Origin of the sequence: Shimazuella soli, from assembly GCF_022511585.1 — a bacterium.
In the GTDB taxonomy this organism is placed as follows: domain Bacteria; phylum Bacillota; class Bacilli; order Thermoactinomycetales; family Thermoactinomycetaceae; genus Shimazuella; species Shimazuella soli.
The window spans coordinates 32,898-49,291 of the sequence record NZ_JAKWBN010000002.1 but is presented as its reverse complement, the minus strand read 5'-3'; the positions used below and the strand labels follow the sequence as shown (position 1 = coordinate 49,291).

The 16,394-nt window shown below is 39.9% G+C and carries 16 protein-coding genes; 3 read left to right on the top strand and 13 right to left on the bottom strand.

From position 1 onward, the window contains the following. Nucleotides 1-18: 18 nt before the first annotated feature. Nucleotides 19-894 carry a PhzF family phenazine biosynthesis protein gene (locus MK805_RS05185; protein ID WP_240874430.1) on the bottom strand — a complete coding sequence of 292 codons (876 nt, stop codon included), beginning with the start codon at nucleotides 892-894 and terminating at the stop codon, nucleotides 19-21. Nucleotides 895-970: 76 nt separating this feature from the next. Here MK805_RS05185 and MK805_RS05180 point away from each other — a divergent pair, with 76 nt between their 5' ends. Beyond that, entirely contained in the window at nucleotides 971-1,783 is an 813-nt protein-coding gene (locus MK805_RS05180) for a coiled-coil domain-containing protein (protein ID WP_240874428.1), read from the top strand. Between the two features lie 78 nt (nucleotides 1,784-1,861). Here MK805_RS05180 and MK805_RS05175 read toward each other — a convergent pair whose 3' ends face one another. The 5 genes from MK805_RS05175 to MK805_RS05155 all read right to left on the bottom strand — a co-directional run bounded on the left by MK805_RS05175 (nucleotide 1,862) and on the right by MK805_RS05155 (nucleotide 6,136). After that, nucleotides 1,862-2,320 (bottom strand): type II toxin-antitoxin system VapC family toxin, encoded by a 459-nt coding sequence (locus tag MK805_RS05175; RefSeq protein WP_240874426.1) that lies wholly within the window; start codon nucleotides 2,318-2,320, stop codon nucleotides 1,862-1,864. Continuing rightward, entirely contained in the window at nucleotides 2,311-2,565 is a 255-nt protein-coding gene (locus tag MK805_RS05170; RefSeq protein WP_240874424.1) for an AbrB/MazE/SpoVT family DNA-binding domain-containing protein, read from the bottom strand. The genes MK805_RS05175 and MK805_RS05170 overlap by 10 nt, the downstream gene beginning before the upstream one ends. A 152-nt stretch (nucleotides 2,566-2,717) precedes the next feature. Beyond that, nucleotides 2,718-3,659 carry a malate dehydrogenase gene (gene mdh, locus MK805_RS05165; protein ID WP_240874422.1) on the bottom strand — a complete coding sequence of 314 codons (942 nt, stop codon included), beginning with the start codon at nucleotides 3,657-3,659 and terminating at the stop codon, nucleotides 2,718-2,720. Between the two features lie 11 nt (nucleotides 3,660-3,670). Then, on the bottom strand, nucleotides 3,671-4,936 hold the full coding sequence (gene icd, locus MK805_RS05160; RefSeq protein ID WP_240874419.1) for an NADP-dependent isocitrate dehydrogenase: 1,266 nt from the start codon (nucleotides 4,934-4,936) through the stop codon (nucleotides 3,671-3,673). Between the two features lie 90 nt (nucleotides 4,937-5,026). Further along, the gene (locus tag MK805_RS05155) at nucleotides 5,027-6,136 is read right to left on the bottom strand and encodes a citrate synthase (RefSeq protein WP_240874415.1); all 1,110 of its coding nucleotides are present in this window, start codon (nucleotides 6,134-6,136) and stop codon (nucleotides 5,027-5,029) included. A gap of 285 nt (nucleotides 6,137-6,421) precedes the next feature. Here MK805_RS05155 and ytvI point away from each other — a divergent pair, with 285 nt between their 5' ends. Beyond that, nucleotides 6,422-7,555: a sporulation integral membrane protein YtvI gene (gene ytvI, locus MK805_RS05150; protein ID WP_240874411.1), complete on the top strand. Its 1,134-nt coding sequence runs from the start codon at nucleotides 6,422-6,424 to the stop codon at nucleotides 7,553-7,555. Here the strand turns inward: ytvI and MK805_RS05145 are convergent. The 4 genes from MK805_RS05145 to pfkA form a co-directional block, all read right to left on the bottom strand. Continuing rightward, a complete protein-coding gene (locus tag MK805_RS05145) occupies nucleotides 7,552-7,932 on the bottom strand; it encodes an FxsA family protein (protein ID WP_240874408.1) in 381 nt (126 codons plus the stop codon). The genes ytvI and MK805_RS05145 overlap by 4 nt on opposite strands. Before the next feature lie 39 nt (nucleotides 7,933-7,971). Further along, nucleotides 7,972-8,391 (bottom strand): acyl-CoA thioesterase, encoded by a 420-nt coding sequence (locus MK805_RS05140; RefSeq protein WP_240874406.1) that lies wholly within the window; start codon nucleotides 8,389-8,391, stop codon nucleotides 7,972-7,974. A gap of 379 nt (nucleotides 8,392-8,770) precedes the next feature. Then, nucleotides 8,771-10,522, bottom strand: coding sequence for a pyruvate kinase (gene pyk / locus MK805_RS05135; protein WP_240874404.1), 1,752 nt, complete (start codon nucleotides 10,520-10,522; stop codon nucleotides 8,771-8,773). 30 nt (nucleotides 10,523-10,552) lie between these two features. Then, nucleotides 10,553-11,512, bottom strand: a complete 960-nt coding sequence (gene pfkA / locus MK805_RS05130; protein ID WP_240874401.1) for a 6-phosphofructokinase — start codon at nucleotides 11,510-11,512, stop codon at nucleotides 10,553-10,555. A gap of 683 nt (nucleotides 11,513-12,195) precedes the next feature. Between pfkA and MK805_RS05125 the strand changes: the two genes are divergently transcribed. After that, on the top strand, nucleotides 12,196-12,561 hold the full coding sequence (locus MK805_RS05125; RefSeq protein WP_240874398.1) for a hypothetical protein: 366 nt from the start codon (nucleotides 12,196-12,198) through the stop codon (nucleotides 12,559-12,561). 110 nt (nucleotides 12,562-12,671) lie between these two features. Here the strand turns inward: MK805_RS05125 and MK805_RS05120 are convergent, their stop codons facing one another. The 3 genes from MK805_RS05120 to MK805_RS05110 all read right to left on the bottom strand — a co-directional run bounded on the left by MK805_RS05120 (nucleotide 12,672) and on the right by MK805_RS05110 (nucleotide 16,393). Continuing rightward, on the bottom strand, nucleotides 12,672-14,222 hold the full coding sequence (locus MK805_RS05120; protein ID WP_240874396.1) for an ABC-F family ATP-binding cassette domain-containing protein: 1,551 nt from the start codon (nucleotides 14,220-14,222) through the stop codon (nucleotides 12,672-12,674). 496 nt (nucleotides 14,223-14,718) lie between these two features. Next, a complete protein-coding gene (locus MK805_RS05115; protein ID WP_240874391.1) occupies nucleotides 14,719-15,264 on the bottom strand; it encodes an isochorismatase family protein in 546 nt (181 codons plus the stop codon). Nucleotides 15,265-15,418: 154 nt separating this feature from the next. Beyond that, nucleotides 15,419-16,393 (bottom strand): acetyl-CoA carboxylase carboxyltransferase subunit alpha, encoded by a 975-nt coding sequence (locus tag MK805_RS05110; RefSeq protein ID WP_240874390.1) that lies wholly within the window; start codon nucleotides 16,391-16,393, stop codon nucleotides 15,419-15,421. Nucleotide 16,394: the final 1 nt, after the last annotated feature.

The following is a 16,394-nucleotide window of genomic DNA, read 5'->3' as shown; positions in this document are numbered from 1 at the left end:
AAATTAATAGCATTCGCACTATTCGATCGCCAAATACTCCCCTTGAATCATCAGCTTCCCAGTACCCCCAATCCAAATATCTCCTTGCTTTCCTATCTCCACCTCAATATCACAAGGCATATCTACTGCATTCCCTTGTTCTGCAATAATAGATTTTCCTATGAATTCTTGCATCCTGCACAAATATGCTCCTAAAGCAGCATTGCCGATCCCACAAGCTGGGTCTTCCAGTCCTTCTCTGGGACAAATATTTCTGGTATGTAAAGTGGCGTGGTTACTATATGTTTCAAAGGTAAATGCTTGGACTTCATCTACTCCTAAATCCACACATAACTGTTTCAGCGGAGAGATATTTCGCTTTATTGCCATTAAACGCTCCAATGACTTTACAGGGACAATCAAATGCTTTAAACCCAAATCTACAGCTTGAACGGGGTAATCTATTAATAAATCTTGTTCCTCTATCCCAAGTATTTCTGCTACTTCCTTGCGATCAGATGCAATCGAAGGAAAACTCGGCTCCACTTGTTTCATCTTGATATACACAGAATCTACATTTTCTTCTATTCGAACCTCTCGAACACCATCAGCTGTATGAATATAGATCGAAGACTTATTTGCAGGATTTATCTTATTTGTATGTACAAGTGCTATACAAGCAGCGACTGTAGGATGTCCTGCCACAGGCACTTCTTTGTTAGGGGTGAAATAACGAAATGTAAAGTCTGCATCTTCTGCTGGAAACACAAAAACGGTTTCTACGAGATTGAGCTGCATGGCGATTGCTTGCATTTGTTGGTCATTTAAACCAGATGAATCACAAAATATAGCCGCAGGATTTCCAATACCGTGCTTCCCTGTAAAACTATTGACTACTAAAAATTGTTTTGCCAACTTATCTCCCCCATTCATTCACTATAACAAAATCAATAAATAGTATATGATAGTGTTATCGTCACAGGAGGTTGGAATGTACGTCCCTTTTTGGTACTTCCTGACCGTGCTCGGTCTTCTCGCACTTGCCCTCTGTATTCCCCTGTACTTTGTCAACAAGAACAATAGTCAGCTTCGGGAAGAAAAGAGGAAACTGGAGGAAGAAAACGGGAAGCTGACTTCAAAGGTCTCCCAGCTCACCCGCAGGAATTCCGAACTCACCGACAAACTCCAGAATGGAGATATCTATTGGCAAAATCGGGAGCTTAGGACCCAGGTTGCTGGGCTGCGAAGGCAACTGACACAAGCCAAATCGCAGAATACCCAACTTGAAGAGAAAGCTCAGAAGCGACAGAAAGCTCACGCTGAGGAAATGTCCCGGCTGCAAGAGGAAGCTCGCCAGCGTCAGGAGACCGATGCCGAGGAGATTTCTCGGCTGAAAGCAGCCATGGAAAGGGCACTTCAAACGCAGCGAGCAGCTCATGAAGGAGAAATCCTGCAACTGAGGGCCGCTCATGGCGAAGAGACCACAAAGCTGCTGGGAACGATTTCCCGCTTGGAGGCTTCTGAGGACGGAAGGGTCGAGTTCGACGAACTCGCAGAGCTCTGGACAAAGGCTCTCGAAACTACAAACGCAAAATTGCGTCAGCGGATCAAGCACTTGGAACGCCAACTCTTCGAGAATTCGGAGGTCATCCGTCTGGAGCGAAAGGTCCGAAACCAGCGACGGTTCATGAATCATGCGGCACGGGCCGTAGAGATTCTGACCGCTCAGCTCCGAATGCTGGAAGAAGACCCCTCCGCTCTAATGCTGGAGGTGCAGGAACTGCTAGGGGAAACACGTCCTTAAGCTCCTCCTGTGGCAAACACCCGGTACAATGGCTGTCAGCTGTTGTCTCCGGGTGCCACATAATGTTTCCATGTAAAACTACTTAAAAATTGCTTCTTTAACCTCGTCAATTGTCATGGTTCGAATTTCCTTGACGGAAGACAGTCTTTGATCATTAGTGATAAATAAATCAGCTCTTAAAGTAATAGCTGTTGCTAAAATTAGTGCATCTGGTGTTTTTAAATGATACTTACCACGTAAATATGCTGCTTTTTCCGATATTTCTACACTAACTGGTTCAACAAACAAGTTAGGAAAATGAGAAAAGAGGATACGATAACGTTTTTCTAGTGCCTCATCACCTTCCCGAATGGGTTTAGTTAAGATTTCAGTAAATGTAATAACAGAAGCAATCGCTTCTACTCGCCCTTCCTCCACTATCTCCAAAATTTCTTTTACCGTTTCTCCATAACTCGAATGCTGTTCAAAAGCATAAATAAATAGATTTGTATCCATAGCTATTCGCTGAATATCATCAAAAAATTGGCTTACTCCCACCCTTCTCTCTCCTTTTTCACATACTCATCAGCACTTTCTTTTTCCCATAGTTCTTTGCCTAGTCCCCAAAATGCTTCGGTAAATTTAGTGGGCTTTCGGATAATAATGATTTCATCGCGTAACTCGTCATATTTCCAAATCAACTCATCGCCAATATCTAATTTTGCTTGTTCTCGTATATCTTTCGGGATGGTCGTTTGATATCTTTGCTTGATTTCACTTTCAAGACGCAGAGCATGATCCATCGTCAAAAACCTCCGTTTATGTCTGATATATTTTCATTCTATCATACATATTCTTCATTTATTCTGACAACCTAATTTTTCTTTTTCCAATACAAAAAGAGCCCCACCTAAATTTACGTTTAGATAAAGCTCCTTTATGTGTATGGTTATCGTTAGCTCAATACTTTCATTACATTACGCACGGAATCAGCGGATTTATCGAGTGCCGCTTTCTCTGATTCAGTAAGCTCAAGTTCCAATACTTTCTCAATTCCGTTACCACCGAGGACCACTGGTACACCGAGATATATGTTTTGGTAGCCGTATTCCCCTTCCAAATAAGCAATCGCTGGAAGGATACGTCTTTTATCTTTTAAAATCGCTTCTGCCATCTGCACCAAAGAAGCAGCTGGTGCATAGTAAGCACTACCATTGCCTAGGAGATTTACGATTTCACCGCCGCCTGTACGAGCGCGTGCAACAATCGCATCTAAACGGTCTTTGGAAATCAGTTTTTCTAGCGGGATTCCACCAGCGTAAGAATAGCGTACAAGTGGAACCATGTCATCTCCATGTCCACCAAGTACAAAACCGGTGATATCTTCAACGGAAATGTTCAATTCCTGTGCCACGAAGGTGCGGAAACGAGCAGTGTCCAGTACACCTGATTGTCCAATAACACGATGTTTTGGGAACCCAGATGTACGATATACTTCATAAGTCATTGCATCGACTGGGTTGGTAAGCACGAGAATGATACATTCTGGAGAATATTTTACTACTTGTTCTGTTACCGCACGCATTACTTTCGCATTGGTATTTACAAGGTCATCACGACTCATTCCAGGTTTACGGGCAATCCCAGCAGTAATGATGACAATATCGGAATCAGCTGTTTCTTCATAGCTGCTAGTCCCTGTGATATTCGCATCAAATCCTTGTACAGGACTAGCTTCCAACATATCTAAGGCTTTCCCTTTTGTTGGATTTTCTGCTTGTGGAATATCCACTAACACGATATCTCCAAGTTCTTTTTGTGCGAGCATCAGGGCAGTAGTTGCTCCGGTAAATCCTGCACCAACTACAGATATTTTACGACGTTTAATAGCTGCCATGCTATTTCCCCCTACAAATTTTGAATAAGATGGTTGGCAAACTCTGAACATTTTACTTCTGTTGCATCATCCATCAAACGAGCAAAATCGTATGTAACCGTTTTGTCCAAGATGGTTTTTCCTAGAGACTGATGGATCAGATCTGCTGCTTCCTGCCATCCTAGATGTTCCAACATGAGGACCCCAGAAAGAATAACCGAGCCAGGGTTTACTTTGTCTAGTCCCGCATATTTAGGAGCTGTTCCATGAGTTGCTTCAAAGATGGCATGCCCTGTCACATAGTTAATATTTGCTCCTGGAGCAATACCGATGCCGCCCACCTGAGCTGCTAGTGCGTCCGAAATATAGTCTCCGTTTAGGTTCAACGTAGCAATTACATCATATTCTTTTGGACGGGTCAAAACCTGTTGAAGGAAAGCATCTGCGATCACGTCCTTCACAATTATTTTCCCTGCTTCTGTCGCTGCTTGCTGCTCTTGATCCGCCGCTTGTTTTCCTTGCTCTTTTGCAATGCGGTCATACTGTGCCCAAGTAAATACTTTATCTCCAAATTCACGCTCAGCTAACTCATAACCCCACTGTTTGAAAGCACCTTCGGTAAACTTCATGATATTGCCTTTGTGAACAAGGGTTACACTTGGACGCTTGTGTAAGAGAGCGTATTCAATGGCAGCACGGACTAAACGCTCCGTACCTTCTTTGGAAACTGGTTTTACCCCGATACCAGACGTTTCAGGGAAGCGGATTTTTTTCACGCCCATCTCTTGCTGTAAAAATTGAATCACTTTTTGTGCCTCAGCAGATTCTGCCTCCCATTCGATACCAGCATAAATGTCTTCTGAGTTTTCGCGGAAGATCACCATATCCACATCTTCTGGACGTTTTACTGGACTTGGAACTCCATCTACATAGCGAACAGGACGCAGACAGACATATAAATCTAACTCTTGGCGCAAGGCAACGTTTAGCGAGCGAATTCCTCCACCAACAGGTGTCGTCAATGGTCCTTTAATAGCAACTAAATACTCTTTAATAAGATCTAATGTTTCTTCAGGAAGCCACTCGCCAGATTGATTGAAAGCTTTCTCTCCAGCAAAAACTTCTTTCCAAACGATTTTCTTTTCCCCGTTATAAGCTTTATCTACAGCAGCGTCCAATACTCTTTTTGAAGCTGCCCAAATATCCGGGCCTGTCCCGTCTCCTTCAATGAAAGGAATAATTGGGTGATTAGGAACATTCAATTTTCCATTTTGTACCGTAATTTTTTCACCAGTCATCTTATGTACCTCCTCTTATTTAGAACCATCCCATATGTCTAACAATTAAAAAAGATAAAGGGAAAAGGGGATGCAAATATCCCCTTGAAATTATCTTTTTTCGATAGGTATATATTTTTGATCCGTTTTGCCAACATAATCTGCTCGCGGGCGAATGAGACGATTATCGTGGTATTGCTCCATAATATGCGCAGTCCAGCCTGTAATTCGGCTCATTGCAAATAATGGGGTAAACAAGTCTTCCGTTAAATCTAAGTAATGGTAGACGGTTGCAGAGTAGAAATCTACATTTGGTTTTAATCCTTTGTTTGTTGTAACCAACTGCTCTACCGTCTCTGAGATATCATACCATTTCGTATCTCCATGTTGTTGTCCTAGTCTTTTAGACATCTCACGCAGATGCTTGGCACGAGGATCACCATCTTTATACACACGGTGCCCAAATCCCATGATTTTTTCTTTATTGTTTAATTTTTCTAAGATGTATGGTTCTGTATTCTCAGCAGACCCGATCTCACGCAGCATTACCATTACTTGTTCGTTTGCCCCACCATGTAATGGTCCTTTGAGTGCACCAATAGCTGCTGTCACAGAAGAATACATATCTGCTAAAGTAGCGGCTGTAACACGTGCGGCAAAGGTAGATGCGTTTAATTCATGATCTGCTTGTAAAATCAATACTTTATCTAATGCTTGAACAGCAACTTCTGACTGTTCTTTGCCATGAAGCATATATAGAAAGTTAGCCACTAGTCCCAAATCAGTACGTGGTGCGATTGGTTCTAACCCATCACGTATCCGAGCGATAGCAGCAATAATTGTTGGTATTTTTGCAGTTAAGCGAATAGCTTTTCGTTGATTTGCTTCTGGTGTGTTTCTTTCTGCTTCTTCATCAAACATACATAGAGCTGAAACTGCGGTGCGAAGCGTAGTCATTGGATGTGCATTTTTAGGGTATAAGCGGATTTGATTGATTAGTTGATCAGAGATTGCAGCGTTTTCTTGAAATGCTTTCCTTTGTTCAGCTAGTTCCTCTTGGTTAGGCAAATGATTGTGCCAGAGTAGAAATGCTACTTCTTCAAAAGTAGAATGTTCGGCTAAATCATCGATATTGTAACCTCGATACGTTAATACTCCATCGATAATGGAGCAAATTTCTGAGGAGAGAGCTGTAATACCTTCCAAGCCTTTAACTACCATGTGTTATCGCTCCTTATCCATCGTTAACAAAAATGACAGGCACCTTGAAAAATCAGGTAAGTAAACGTTTTCATACCTGTGTCATTAAGAAATCTTTTCGATTATCAAAAACACGATTCATATTATATCCGAGAAAAGATAGTAAATCTACATGATAAATCGAATTTGGGCCCAAAACTAGTGTACCACATTATTATTAAATTTCCCATCCTAGCCCTTTTGTATGTTCATCCATTTTGATCCATGTAATGTTATAATCTTCTAGTAAGGAGGCAGGGGTAAAACGTGAGTAAACATCAAATTTTAGGGATTATTTCCCGTTCTATTCTCATTATCATCATTGTTTTAGCAGCTTATTTTTTGTTGGATTTTTCCATTCCTCTTCTCTATCCTTTTTTGATTGGATGGATAATCGCTATGCTCATGGAGCCAGTCATCCGCTGGTTAGAGAGAAGATGTAAAATCCCTAGATTACTCGGTTCTTTTCTCGTTTTATTTTTGCTCTTATCCATATTACTCACAGCGGTCGTTTTCTTAATTGCCGGAATCGTAGTGGAACTCACGAATCTAGCTCAAAAATTACCTTCTTTCTTTAACGACTTAGGACAGTTATTATTTGAGAAGTTTGTGCAGCAAAACACTCTTTTAAACCACATTATCGATACGATACAGAGCTACTTACAAAAGAATCCTAGTCAACAAGCGAGTATTCAGGCGAGCATCCAAGAAAATATTTCTGCATTAACCAAACAAGGAACGATGTTTATAACCGATATTATTAGTGGAATTGGAAGCTTTTTAGGAAATCTCCCTTACCTTATTACAGTACTTGTCTTTATCACCTTAGCCACTTTTTTCATCAGTTTAAAATGGCCAAGGATACATGAAAATATCGATCATATCGTTCCTGAATTTATCCGTAAAACAAGCGGGGCAGTAATGAATGACCTGAAAAAAGCATTAGTTGGGTTTATTGGAGCTCAATTAACATTAATTACAATATCATCTGTAATCATGTATATTGGGCTGCTTATCTTACGTGTTCCTTACGCGATTTCCATAGCGCTCATCATCGGAGTTGTAGATTTACTACCGTACTTAGGAGTAGGAGCTGTTCTCGTACCTTGGATCATCTACTTATTTTTTGTTGGAAATATCCATCTAGCTATAGGTATTAGTATTGTCTATTTGATCATTCTTATCACAAGACAATCCATCGAACCCAAATTAGTAGCTACTAGCATAGGCCTAGATCCTTTGATCACGTTAATCGCTCTTTTTATTGGATTAAATTTACTCGGAGTACTTGGTTTTATTGTCGGACCAACTGTTGCTGTCATTATTATCGCCCTCCACAAAGCCCATATCTTCCAAGATATTTGGTATTACATTATCAATGGGAAAAAGCAGCAAACTTAACGAAAACGACGCATTGCCCGATCTTTAAGCCACAAATAAGCCATTTGTTGGATCATTTTTCGGGTAAAAGGAATCAAAAGCAAAATACCGATGATGTCGCTAATAAAACCGGGAAAAATAAACAGGATTGCCCCCAATGACTGCAATACACCCTTTAGGATAGTATGCCCTGGGGGTTGTCCGGATGACCACTGCTCTTGTGCTTTTTGAAATGTTTTATAGCCAAACTTTTGTATGAGTAAAAGCCCGATCACCGCAGATAACAAAACGAGCAAAATGGTTTTCCATGCACCAATTAAGGTTCCTACCCATATCATGACTACCAGCTCCAATAAAAAGAAAACGATGACGGCTTGTAACATTTTTTTTAGTATCATGATGGCAGCCAATCCTTTCTTAGTTGAGCACACAGCTTCCTAAGCTTTATTAACTAAGTGTAATTGTTCAAGTTGATCATAAAGTTCAGGAGAGTAATCAGGAAGACGAACACGTTTCATCTCTTTCGTTACCCAGAGGTGTTTTGTATGACCAGTAGCCAATAATTGCCCATCCGATTTTCGTCGGATACTATATTCAAACACAATCTTACTAGGACCCAATTCTTTTATCGAGGTTTCCACCATTACAACATCATCATATTTGGCTGAACGGCGAAATTGAGCACCTACATCAACGACTGGTAATAAAAGTCCTTTCGCTTCTAATCCAGTATAAGAATACCCTAATTCTCGAATTAAACTTGTCCTGCCAACTTCAAACCAAACTAAATAATTTGCATGGTAGACAACACCCATTTGATCTGTTTCTTGATAACGAACTCTAATTTCTGTATTCAAGTTTATTCCTCCAAGCGGTAGGTTCTGATGTAAGTATATCAAAAATAAGTATCATATTTCTCGAACTGCCATCACATAATAAGGACAAGGAATGCACTTTTACTGACTGAATATGTTAGAATAAGAAAGTTGATTTTTATGGAGATCCGGCTATTCCTCATTTTGCCTATAAATTTGCATTTCATTTCTTACATCCAAGCGAATAGCCAAAATGTACACACCAAATCTCAGGAAAGGAGATTTATAACTATGCTTCGCCGAAAAACAAAACGTCGAAATCGTCTTCGCTGGTGGATTTTCCCACAACTTGGATTGATGTAGACCTTAAAACAACAACACCTTCTACAAGATTTTTGTCCTTGTAAGAAGGTGTTGTTGTTTACATTACATTTGCTTTTCCAGAATAAATTTGACCTGTATTCGTATCTACGGTAATCATTTTTTCTAAACGGAGTGTTTCTACTGCGCCTCTTACTCCAACTACTACAGGAATACCAAGACTTACACATACAACAGCTGCATGTGAGGTCAATCCCCCTTCTTCCGTTATGACAACAGAAGCCCGCTCAATAAGATCAATGATCTCCTTATCTGTCCCGCACGTAACAAGTGCTGCTCCATCAACCATTTTTTCTCGTAATTCATTTGGAGTTGCTCCTGCGACAACAGGAGCTGTCACCACCTGCTTGCCAATTCCTTTACCTTGTAATAGTACTCCGCCTACTACATATACTTTCATCAAGTTTGTCGTACCTGATTGTCCTACAGGTACTCCTGCTGTAATAAGAATCAAATCTCCTTGAGTGACAAAGGATGATGAGATTGCAGCATGGATAGAACTTTGGAACATTTCATCTGTCGTTTCGCACTCTGCTCCAAAGACCGGGAAAACACCCCATAGAAGATTAAGTTTACGCATAATATCTTCATTCGGCGTAACTGCTATCACAGGGATATTTGGACGATACTTTGCAATCATACGCGCTGTATAACCACGTTCAGTTGCTGTGACAATTGCAGATGCTTTTAGATTTTTACTCGTCTGTACAACTGCTTGGCTGATCGATTCTGTGATCGTATGTCCGGTTTCTGAACTCATCTTATCCAACCAGAGAGGATGATTAAAAAAGGCTTCTGTCCGCTCAGCAATTTTGGCCATCGTTATAACAGATTCAATCGGATACTTACCTGCGGCTGTTTCTCCTGACAACATAATCGCATCGGTACCATCTAAAATGGCATTGGCCACATCACTTGTCTCAGCACGAGTGGGACGTGGATTGCGTTGCATCGAATCGAGCATTTGCGTAGCGGTAATAACAGGTTTACCCATGATGTTACATTTTCGAATCGTATCTTTTTGTACCTGAGGAACTTCTTCTACTGGTATCTCTACCCCTAAATCCCCTCGAGCAACCATCAACCCATCAGCAACTTTTAAAATCTCATCAACGTTTTCGACACCTTCTTGGTTCTCGATTTTTGCGATAATCGGGATATACGCTTGGTGCTCTTCTAAAATTTTTCGAATCTCTAGAATATCTTCTGCTTTGCGAATAAAAGATGCCGCTATAAAATCCACATTATTTTCAATCCCAAAACGGATATCCGCTGCATCTTTTTCTGTTATTCCGGGAAGATTGACGCGGATCCCTGGGACATTCACACCTTTTTTACTCTTCAATGTACCACTGCTTTGAATGGTACAATGCACTTCCGTACCCTCGATATCATCTACTTCTAAACCAATTAATCCATCATCGATTAAAACTGTTGATCCTGGATGTACATCATTTGGAAAATCAGCATAACTTATTGATACGCGATCAGCATCGCCTAATATCGATTGAGTTGTCAAAGTAACATGATTTCCAGCTAATAACTCCACTTCTGGTACACGTAAATCGCCAGTTCTTATTTCCGGCCCTTTTGTATCCAGTAAAATCGCTACCACTTTTCCTTCTTCTTTTGCAGCTTGTCTAATTTTTTCTATCCTAGCTGCATGCTCCTCATGACTCCCATGAGAAAAATTTAAACGAGCAACATTCATCCCTGCTCTGATAAGCTTTCTGAGTATCTCTATGTCCTCACTGGCTGGCCCTATTGTACAAACAATCTTTGTCTTTCTCATAAATTACCTCCCATTTCATTTGAAAACCTGTTAAATAGATAATTGTTCCGTTAATGGAGAAAGAGAGAGGTCAGGCACATGTTTTTCGGTAAAAGCTACGGAAAATGGAACACCTTCTGTTTTTCCATTCTTAATCGCAACCATTTGATTGGTTTGCCCTGCTAGAATCAACTCTACTGCTTTGACTCCCATTCTACTAGCTAATACTCGATCAAATGCAGTAGGAGACCCTCCGCGTTGGACATGACCTAAAATGGTCACTCTTGTTTCCAATCCACTTTTGGCTTCGATCACTTTCGCAATCTCCACACCATTACCCACACCTTCTGCTACAAGAATGATACTATGTTTTTTACCTCTTTCTACTCCTCGATTTAAGCGCGAAAGAATTTCCTCAATATCGTAAGGCTCTTCTGGTATCAAAATGGATTCTGCTCCACCTGCTACACCAGCCCAAAGAGCAATATCTCCGGCATTTCTCCCCATCACTTCTACTACATAAGTTCTTTCATGTGATGTTGCAGTATCACGAATCTTATCAATACAGTTAATTACGGTATTGATAGCGGTATCAAACCCGATCGTAAATTCTGTTCCAGGAATATCATTATCGATAGTTCCCGGAATGCCGATCGTCTTCATTCCTTTAGCAGCTAACTTACTCGCTCCGCAAAAAGTACCATCTCCACCGATAACAATCAGTCCATCGATTTCATATTTTTTTAAGTTCGCTAATGCTTTCGCTTGGCCTTGCTCCGTTCGAAATTCATCTGATCTTGCAGTGTATAGAAATGTACCTCCGCGATGAATAATATCTCCGACTGATCCTAAAGGCAACGGAAGAATATCTCCCTGAATAAGTCCAGTATATCCGCGTTTTACTCCAAATACTTCCATACCAGCAAAAATTGCCGCACGGACAACTGCTCGTATTGCAGCATTCATCCCTGGTGCATCCCCACCACTCGTTAATACAGCTATCCGTTTCACTCTTTCCACTCCCAATTCATAGGATAATTATTTCATATTATTATTGTAATTTTACATTTTAAATATCCTTCCGTCGAGGATTAACCAAAATAACACCTATGTTACAAATGATAAAACGGATCTATACGATCCGTAGCATTTTCTTTGATGCTAAAATTTTATATCCTCTCGAAAAATCAATACATATGACGTTTTCTTATCCTGTAGGACCAAAGAGAAAAAATGCTCCAGACAAAACAAACAGTATCCTGCATCTTAAGTTAGATATTATATCAGAAAATTTCTAAACAGATCTAGCTGTTGTTCTTCCTTCGCTAATCTACGGCTTAATAGCAAGTTATTATTCTTTACTTTTATTTTATGTGAATCAGATGGAAAATCAAATCCTGATATTGTTTTTATTTACATCCATTTAACAAACTAAAGTTTGTTTGTTCCATTTTCTCCCCATCCCACCGACTTTTCTGCATCATTCTTCAAAGATACAAAGGCTTATAAAATAATGCTCTAAGGAATAGAAATTTCCATCAAATAAAAGTAAATAAATATAAAAAACCTATGAATAAGTCTACTATATCCTATTGGAAAATATTATTATTTATATCACATTAAATATTTATTTACATACTTCATAAATGAGGTACAGTTAGATTATAACTTCTTTTTACAAGGGGGGTGCCCAGTTGGATCAGGACCAGCTTCTTCATTTAGGAAAAGAATTCGCTAAGTTTTTCGTCTATTATTGCGAAGGCGAACAATATGTCACGATGATCGATCAATTCCGATGGGCAAAAACCCGAATTACCCTAGTAGAATCGATTGCGACATTGCTGCAATATAGTAACCCTAATCCAGATTTACCCGATCCAAAATTGACAGATGAGGATTGGAAGCGCTTAACTACTTTTATTTTAAAAGCAAAGATCCAAGATGTGAGACATCTTCATACTACAATGATTCGTTTTATTTCTACTTTTGAGTTGGAGAAAATTCGGAAGACAGAAGAATATTTAACCAAACTTCTCATTCATTATGATGATGGGGAATGAACTTTTTTATAAATGCTAACAGCCGATTTTTTCAAGACGAAAATCGGCTGTCTTTCTCCTTATTCCAAAAAAATCACCTCTTAGCATCCATTGCCAAGAGGCATGCACATTTATCTATAAGCTTTGTCTTCTTTTACCTCTATATTCAAAATTCCATCTGCCCATTCCCGATAAAAACTCGCTTCGTGTGAAACCAAAATAACACTGCCTTCAAAAGCGATCAATGCTTGTTGCAGAGCATCTTTTGCTTCTGCATCCAAATGGTTGGTCGGTTCGTCTAAAATCAAGAAATTGCTGGGCGAAAGTAACAAACGACACAATTTTACTTTGGATTGTTCTCCTCCGCTTAAAGAACGAATTTCTTGTGTAACATGGGCATCTTTCACCCCACACCGGGCGAGATGGGAAAAGACTTCCTTTTTATTCAGTTTAGGAAATGCATCAGAGATAATTTGCATCGGCGTCCAAGATCCATTTTCCCACTTGAGATCTTGCTCATAATAACCTATCTTCACTTGCCTAGCGAAATGGAAATGTCCACCGATAGCCGGGATAATCCCCATTAACGTTTTTAACATGGTAGACTTTCCAATCCCATTAAATCCTGTGATCACAAGCTTTTGACCACCAGCAATCGAAAAATTTATCTTCGGCAAAAGAGATCGATCATAACCTACTTCCAGATCATTTACTTCAAGAACAGTATGATTGATGAGTGGCAATGCTTGAAATTCAATCGTCGGTTTTTGTGTAAACACAGGTGCCGCCAGACGGTCCATCCTCTCCAGTTGCTTTCTTCGGCCTTTAGCCATTTTCGAATTGACTCCTGCGATATTTTTGCGAATATATTCTTCCGTTTTTTCAATGTGCTTTTGTTGGGCTTGATATTGACGGATATAATCTTGGCGTAAATGCTCTTTCTGCTTGATGAAATCCGAGAAGGTGCCGTGGTATTTTTTTATTGTTCCAAGCTCGATATTACAAATACAAGAAGAGATTTTCTCCAAAAACGCTTCATCGTGAGAAACCACGATAAATGCCCCAGTAAAAGTAAGCAGATAATCAGCAAGCCACTCCACATGCTCTTTATCCAAAAAGTTCGTCGGTTCATCTAATAATAAAACATTTGGTTGCTCCAAAAGTAACTTCGCTAAAATCACCTTTGCTCGTTGACCACCGCTCAATGTTTGAATCACTCTGTCGGTACCAATCGCATCAATCCCTAATCCAGCGATGATTTTCTGGATTTTGCTATCGATTAAATAAAAATCATTTGTCTCTAATTGCTCTTGGATTTCCACTGCTTGCATCAGTAATTGATTATCTGCTTTTACGGCACTTTCTTCATAGAGCTGATTCATTCTCGCTTCCATCGCAAATAAATCAGCAAAAGCTGTACTCAGATAATCATAAATCGTATATTGTCCATCCACTTCTGCATATTGATCCAAATGCCCAATTTGCACATTGGACTGCCAGCTTATTTCCCCTTTATCCGGAACAATTTCTCCCGTCAAAATCCTGATCAACGTACTCTTTCCGGTTCCATTTTGACCGACTACTCCCATATGCTCTCCTTTGTATAGATCAAAAGAAGCATTTTCATACAATTTCTTATCTGCGAATGAATGGGATAAGTGTTCTACTTTCAATAAACTCATGATGGTTACATCCTTTTTTCAAAAATAAAAAAGCAGCGGTAGCAGTGTCCACGACACTAGTCCTCTGCTTTGTGTACGTCTTAATAAAACTACACACAAAGGACCAAAGACAACCGCATTGCCCTCGGCCCTTTTATCTATCATCACCAGCAAAATAGTCAACATGAAATAAGCATAGGTTTCTATGCTTTTTTGAACTATTCAGCCGATGAATAAGGGAGTTATCATACTGCTCCCATATTAGGCTCCGCACAACGCTTCATCGTATACATTTGTACGGAGCTAAGTTTTCTTGTAAGTTTTCCATATTTAATATACAACATGTTAAGCACCTGCCTAAACAAGATTGTAATATAGGTTTACGTTTTAAGCAATCTGTTAACATTTATATTTATTGATCATTATTATCCTCTGCCCGCCCTGATCGGCCTGTTTATATAGTAACATACGAATCCTCTATACTAAAATATTATTAAAAACTGTCTACTTCAGCAGCTTAAAACTCGGACAAAAACTGTTTTGTCACCCTCAACTTTCCGATCTTAGGAAAAATGTATTTGCAAGTAGCCTCATGTTCTTCCTTACTCGCTGCTGCCATCGCATCGGTAATAAATATTTGGTTATAACCTAATTGAAAAGCCTCTCTTGTTGTTGTCTCTACTCCAATGTTCGTAGAGATTCCACCAAGCACTATCGTGTCTATTCCACGACGGCGCAGCTGCAAGTCTAGTTCAGTACCAAAAAATGCTCCCCATTGTCTTTTGGTAATAATAAAATCATGGGCAGATATCTCTAGTTGCGGTACTAATTCTGCCCAATCTTCCGAACGTTTCGCAGCAGGCATTTTTTGATCTAACTCTGGTTTTAATGCATCTTGTCCATCATGAAAAGCAACCCGAACAAAGAATACTAAACCTTCTCTTTCATGAAAGCGATCAACTAGCCGCTTTGCATTACGAACGATTTCATCTCCATTTGATGCTATTGGAACAATACCTTTTTGTAAATCAATCAGTACTAAAGCAGATTTCTTGTAATCCATATAATTTTCTCCTTTTCTGAGGATAAATCAGATATCATTTTCAGAAAAACAGCAAAACCAATTGTCATATACTTATTTTTTCCAAATGATACTCATTCCTTGCAAAATCCTCTTCAAGTCAAAAGAAAAACCGTAGACAATATGTCTACAGTCCTTATGCTTTTCCTTCTAACACAGCGGAAGAGAACTCACCAATCCGGGCGAATTTCTTATATCGATCTTCTATTAACTCTTCTCCACTCATTGCCAGCAATGGTTCTAAGTATTTGAGCAGTGCTTGTTTGATCAAAATGGTCTGCTCATTCGGATCTTTATGTGCACCGCCTTTTGGTTCTGCGATGATCTCATCGATAATACCCAGTTTAAGCAAGTGGTCAGAAGTGATTTTCAAAGCCTCTGATGCTTCTTGAGCCTTGGACGCATCCCGCCAAAGAATGGTTGCTGCACCTTCTGGAGAAATAACAGAGTAATAAGCATGTTCTAACATCAACAATTTATTACCAACTCCGATACCAAGTGCCCCACCACTACCACCTTCACCTGTGATAACACAAATAATCGGCACGGAGAATCCTGCCATTTCTCTAAGGTTTCTAGCGATTGCTTCGCTCTGTCCTCTCTCTTCTGCCTCCATACCAGGATGGGCACCTTGTGTATCGATGAAAGTGATGATCGGACGTCCAAACTTATTCGCTTGCTCCATGAGACGCAGTGCCTTGCGGTAACCTTCAGGATGAGGCAGACCGAAATTACGACTGATCTTATCTTTGGTATCTGTCCCTCTCTCATGTCCAATAACAGTGACAGGTAACCCATTTAACTTGGCAATTCCGCCGACAATAGCTGAATCATCGCCATAAAGACGATCCCCATGTAACTCTAAAAAATCAGTGAAAATGGTATGAATATAGTGCAAAGTAGTAGGACGACTAGCATGTCTAGCGATTTGTACTTTTTGCCAGGTTGTCAGATTGCCGTAAATTTCTTTTTCCAGTCTTTCTGCCTTTTTTTCCAGTGTTTCTATCTCTTCACTGAGATCGATTGACTTCTCACTTGTAAAGGCACGCAGTTCTTCTATTTTATTTCTGAGTTCTACGATCGGTTTTTCAAAGGACAGTGGATTACTCAAA

Coding starts and splice junctions, on each gene's coding strand:
- pyk (WP_240874404.1), bottom strand. CDS start 10,522: ATGAGAAAGACAAAGATTGTTTGTACAATAGGGCCAGCCAGTGAGGAC.
- MK805_RS05120 (WP_240874396.1), bottom strand. CDS start 14,222: ATGAGTTTATTGAAAGTAGAACACTTATCCCATTCATTCGCAGATAAG.
- icd (WP_240874419.1), bottom strand. CDS start 4,936: ATGACTGGTGAAAAAATTACGGTACAAAATGGAAAATTGAATGTTCCT.
- MK805_RS05115 (WP_240874391.1), bottom strand. CDS start 15,264: ATGGATTACAAGAAATCTGCTTTAGTACTGATTGATTTACAAAAAGGT.
- MK805_RS05170 (WP_240874424.1), bottom strand. CDS start 2,565: ATGGATCATGCTCTGCGTCTTGAAAGTGAAATCAAGCAAAGATATCAA.
- MK805_RS05155 (WP_240874415.1), bottom strand. CDS start 6,136: ATGGTAGTTAAAGGCTTGGAAGGTATTACAGCTCTCTCCTCAGAAATT.
- mdh (WP_240874422.1), bottom strand. CDS start 3,659: ATGGCAGCTATTAAACGTCGTAAAATATCTGTAGTTGGTGCAGGATTT.
- MK805_RS05180 (WP_240874428.1), top strand. CDS start 971: ATGTACGTCCCTTTTTGGTACTTCCTGACCGTGCTCGGTCTTCTCGCA.
- MK805_RS05145 (WP_240874408.1), bottom strand. CDS start 7,932: ATGATACTAAAAAAAATGTTACAAGCCGTCATCGTTTTCTTTTTATTG.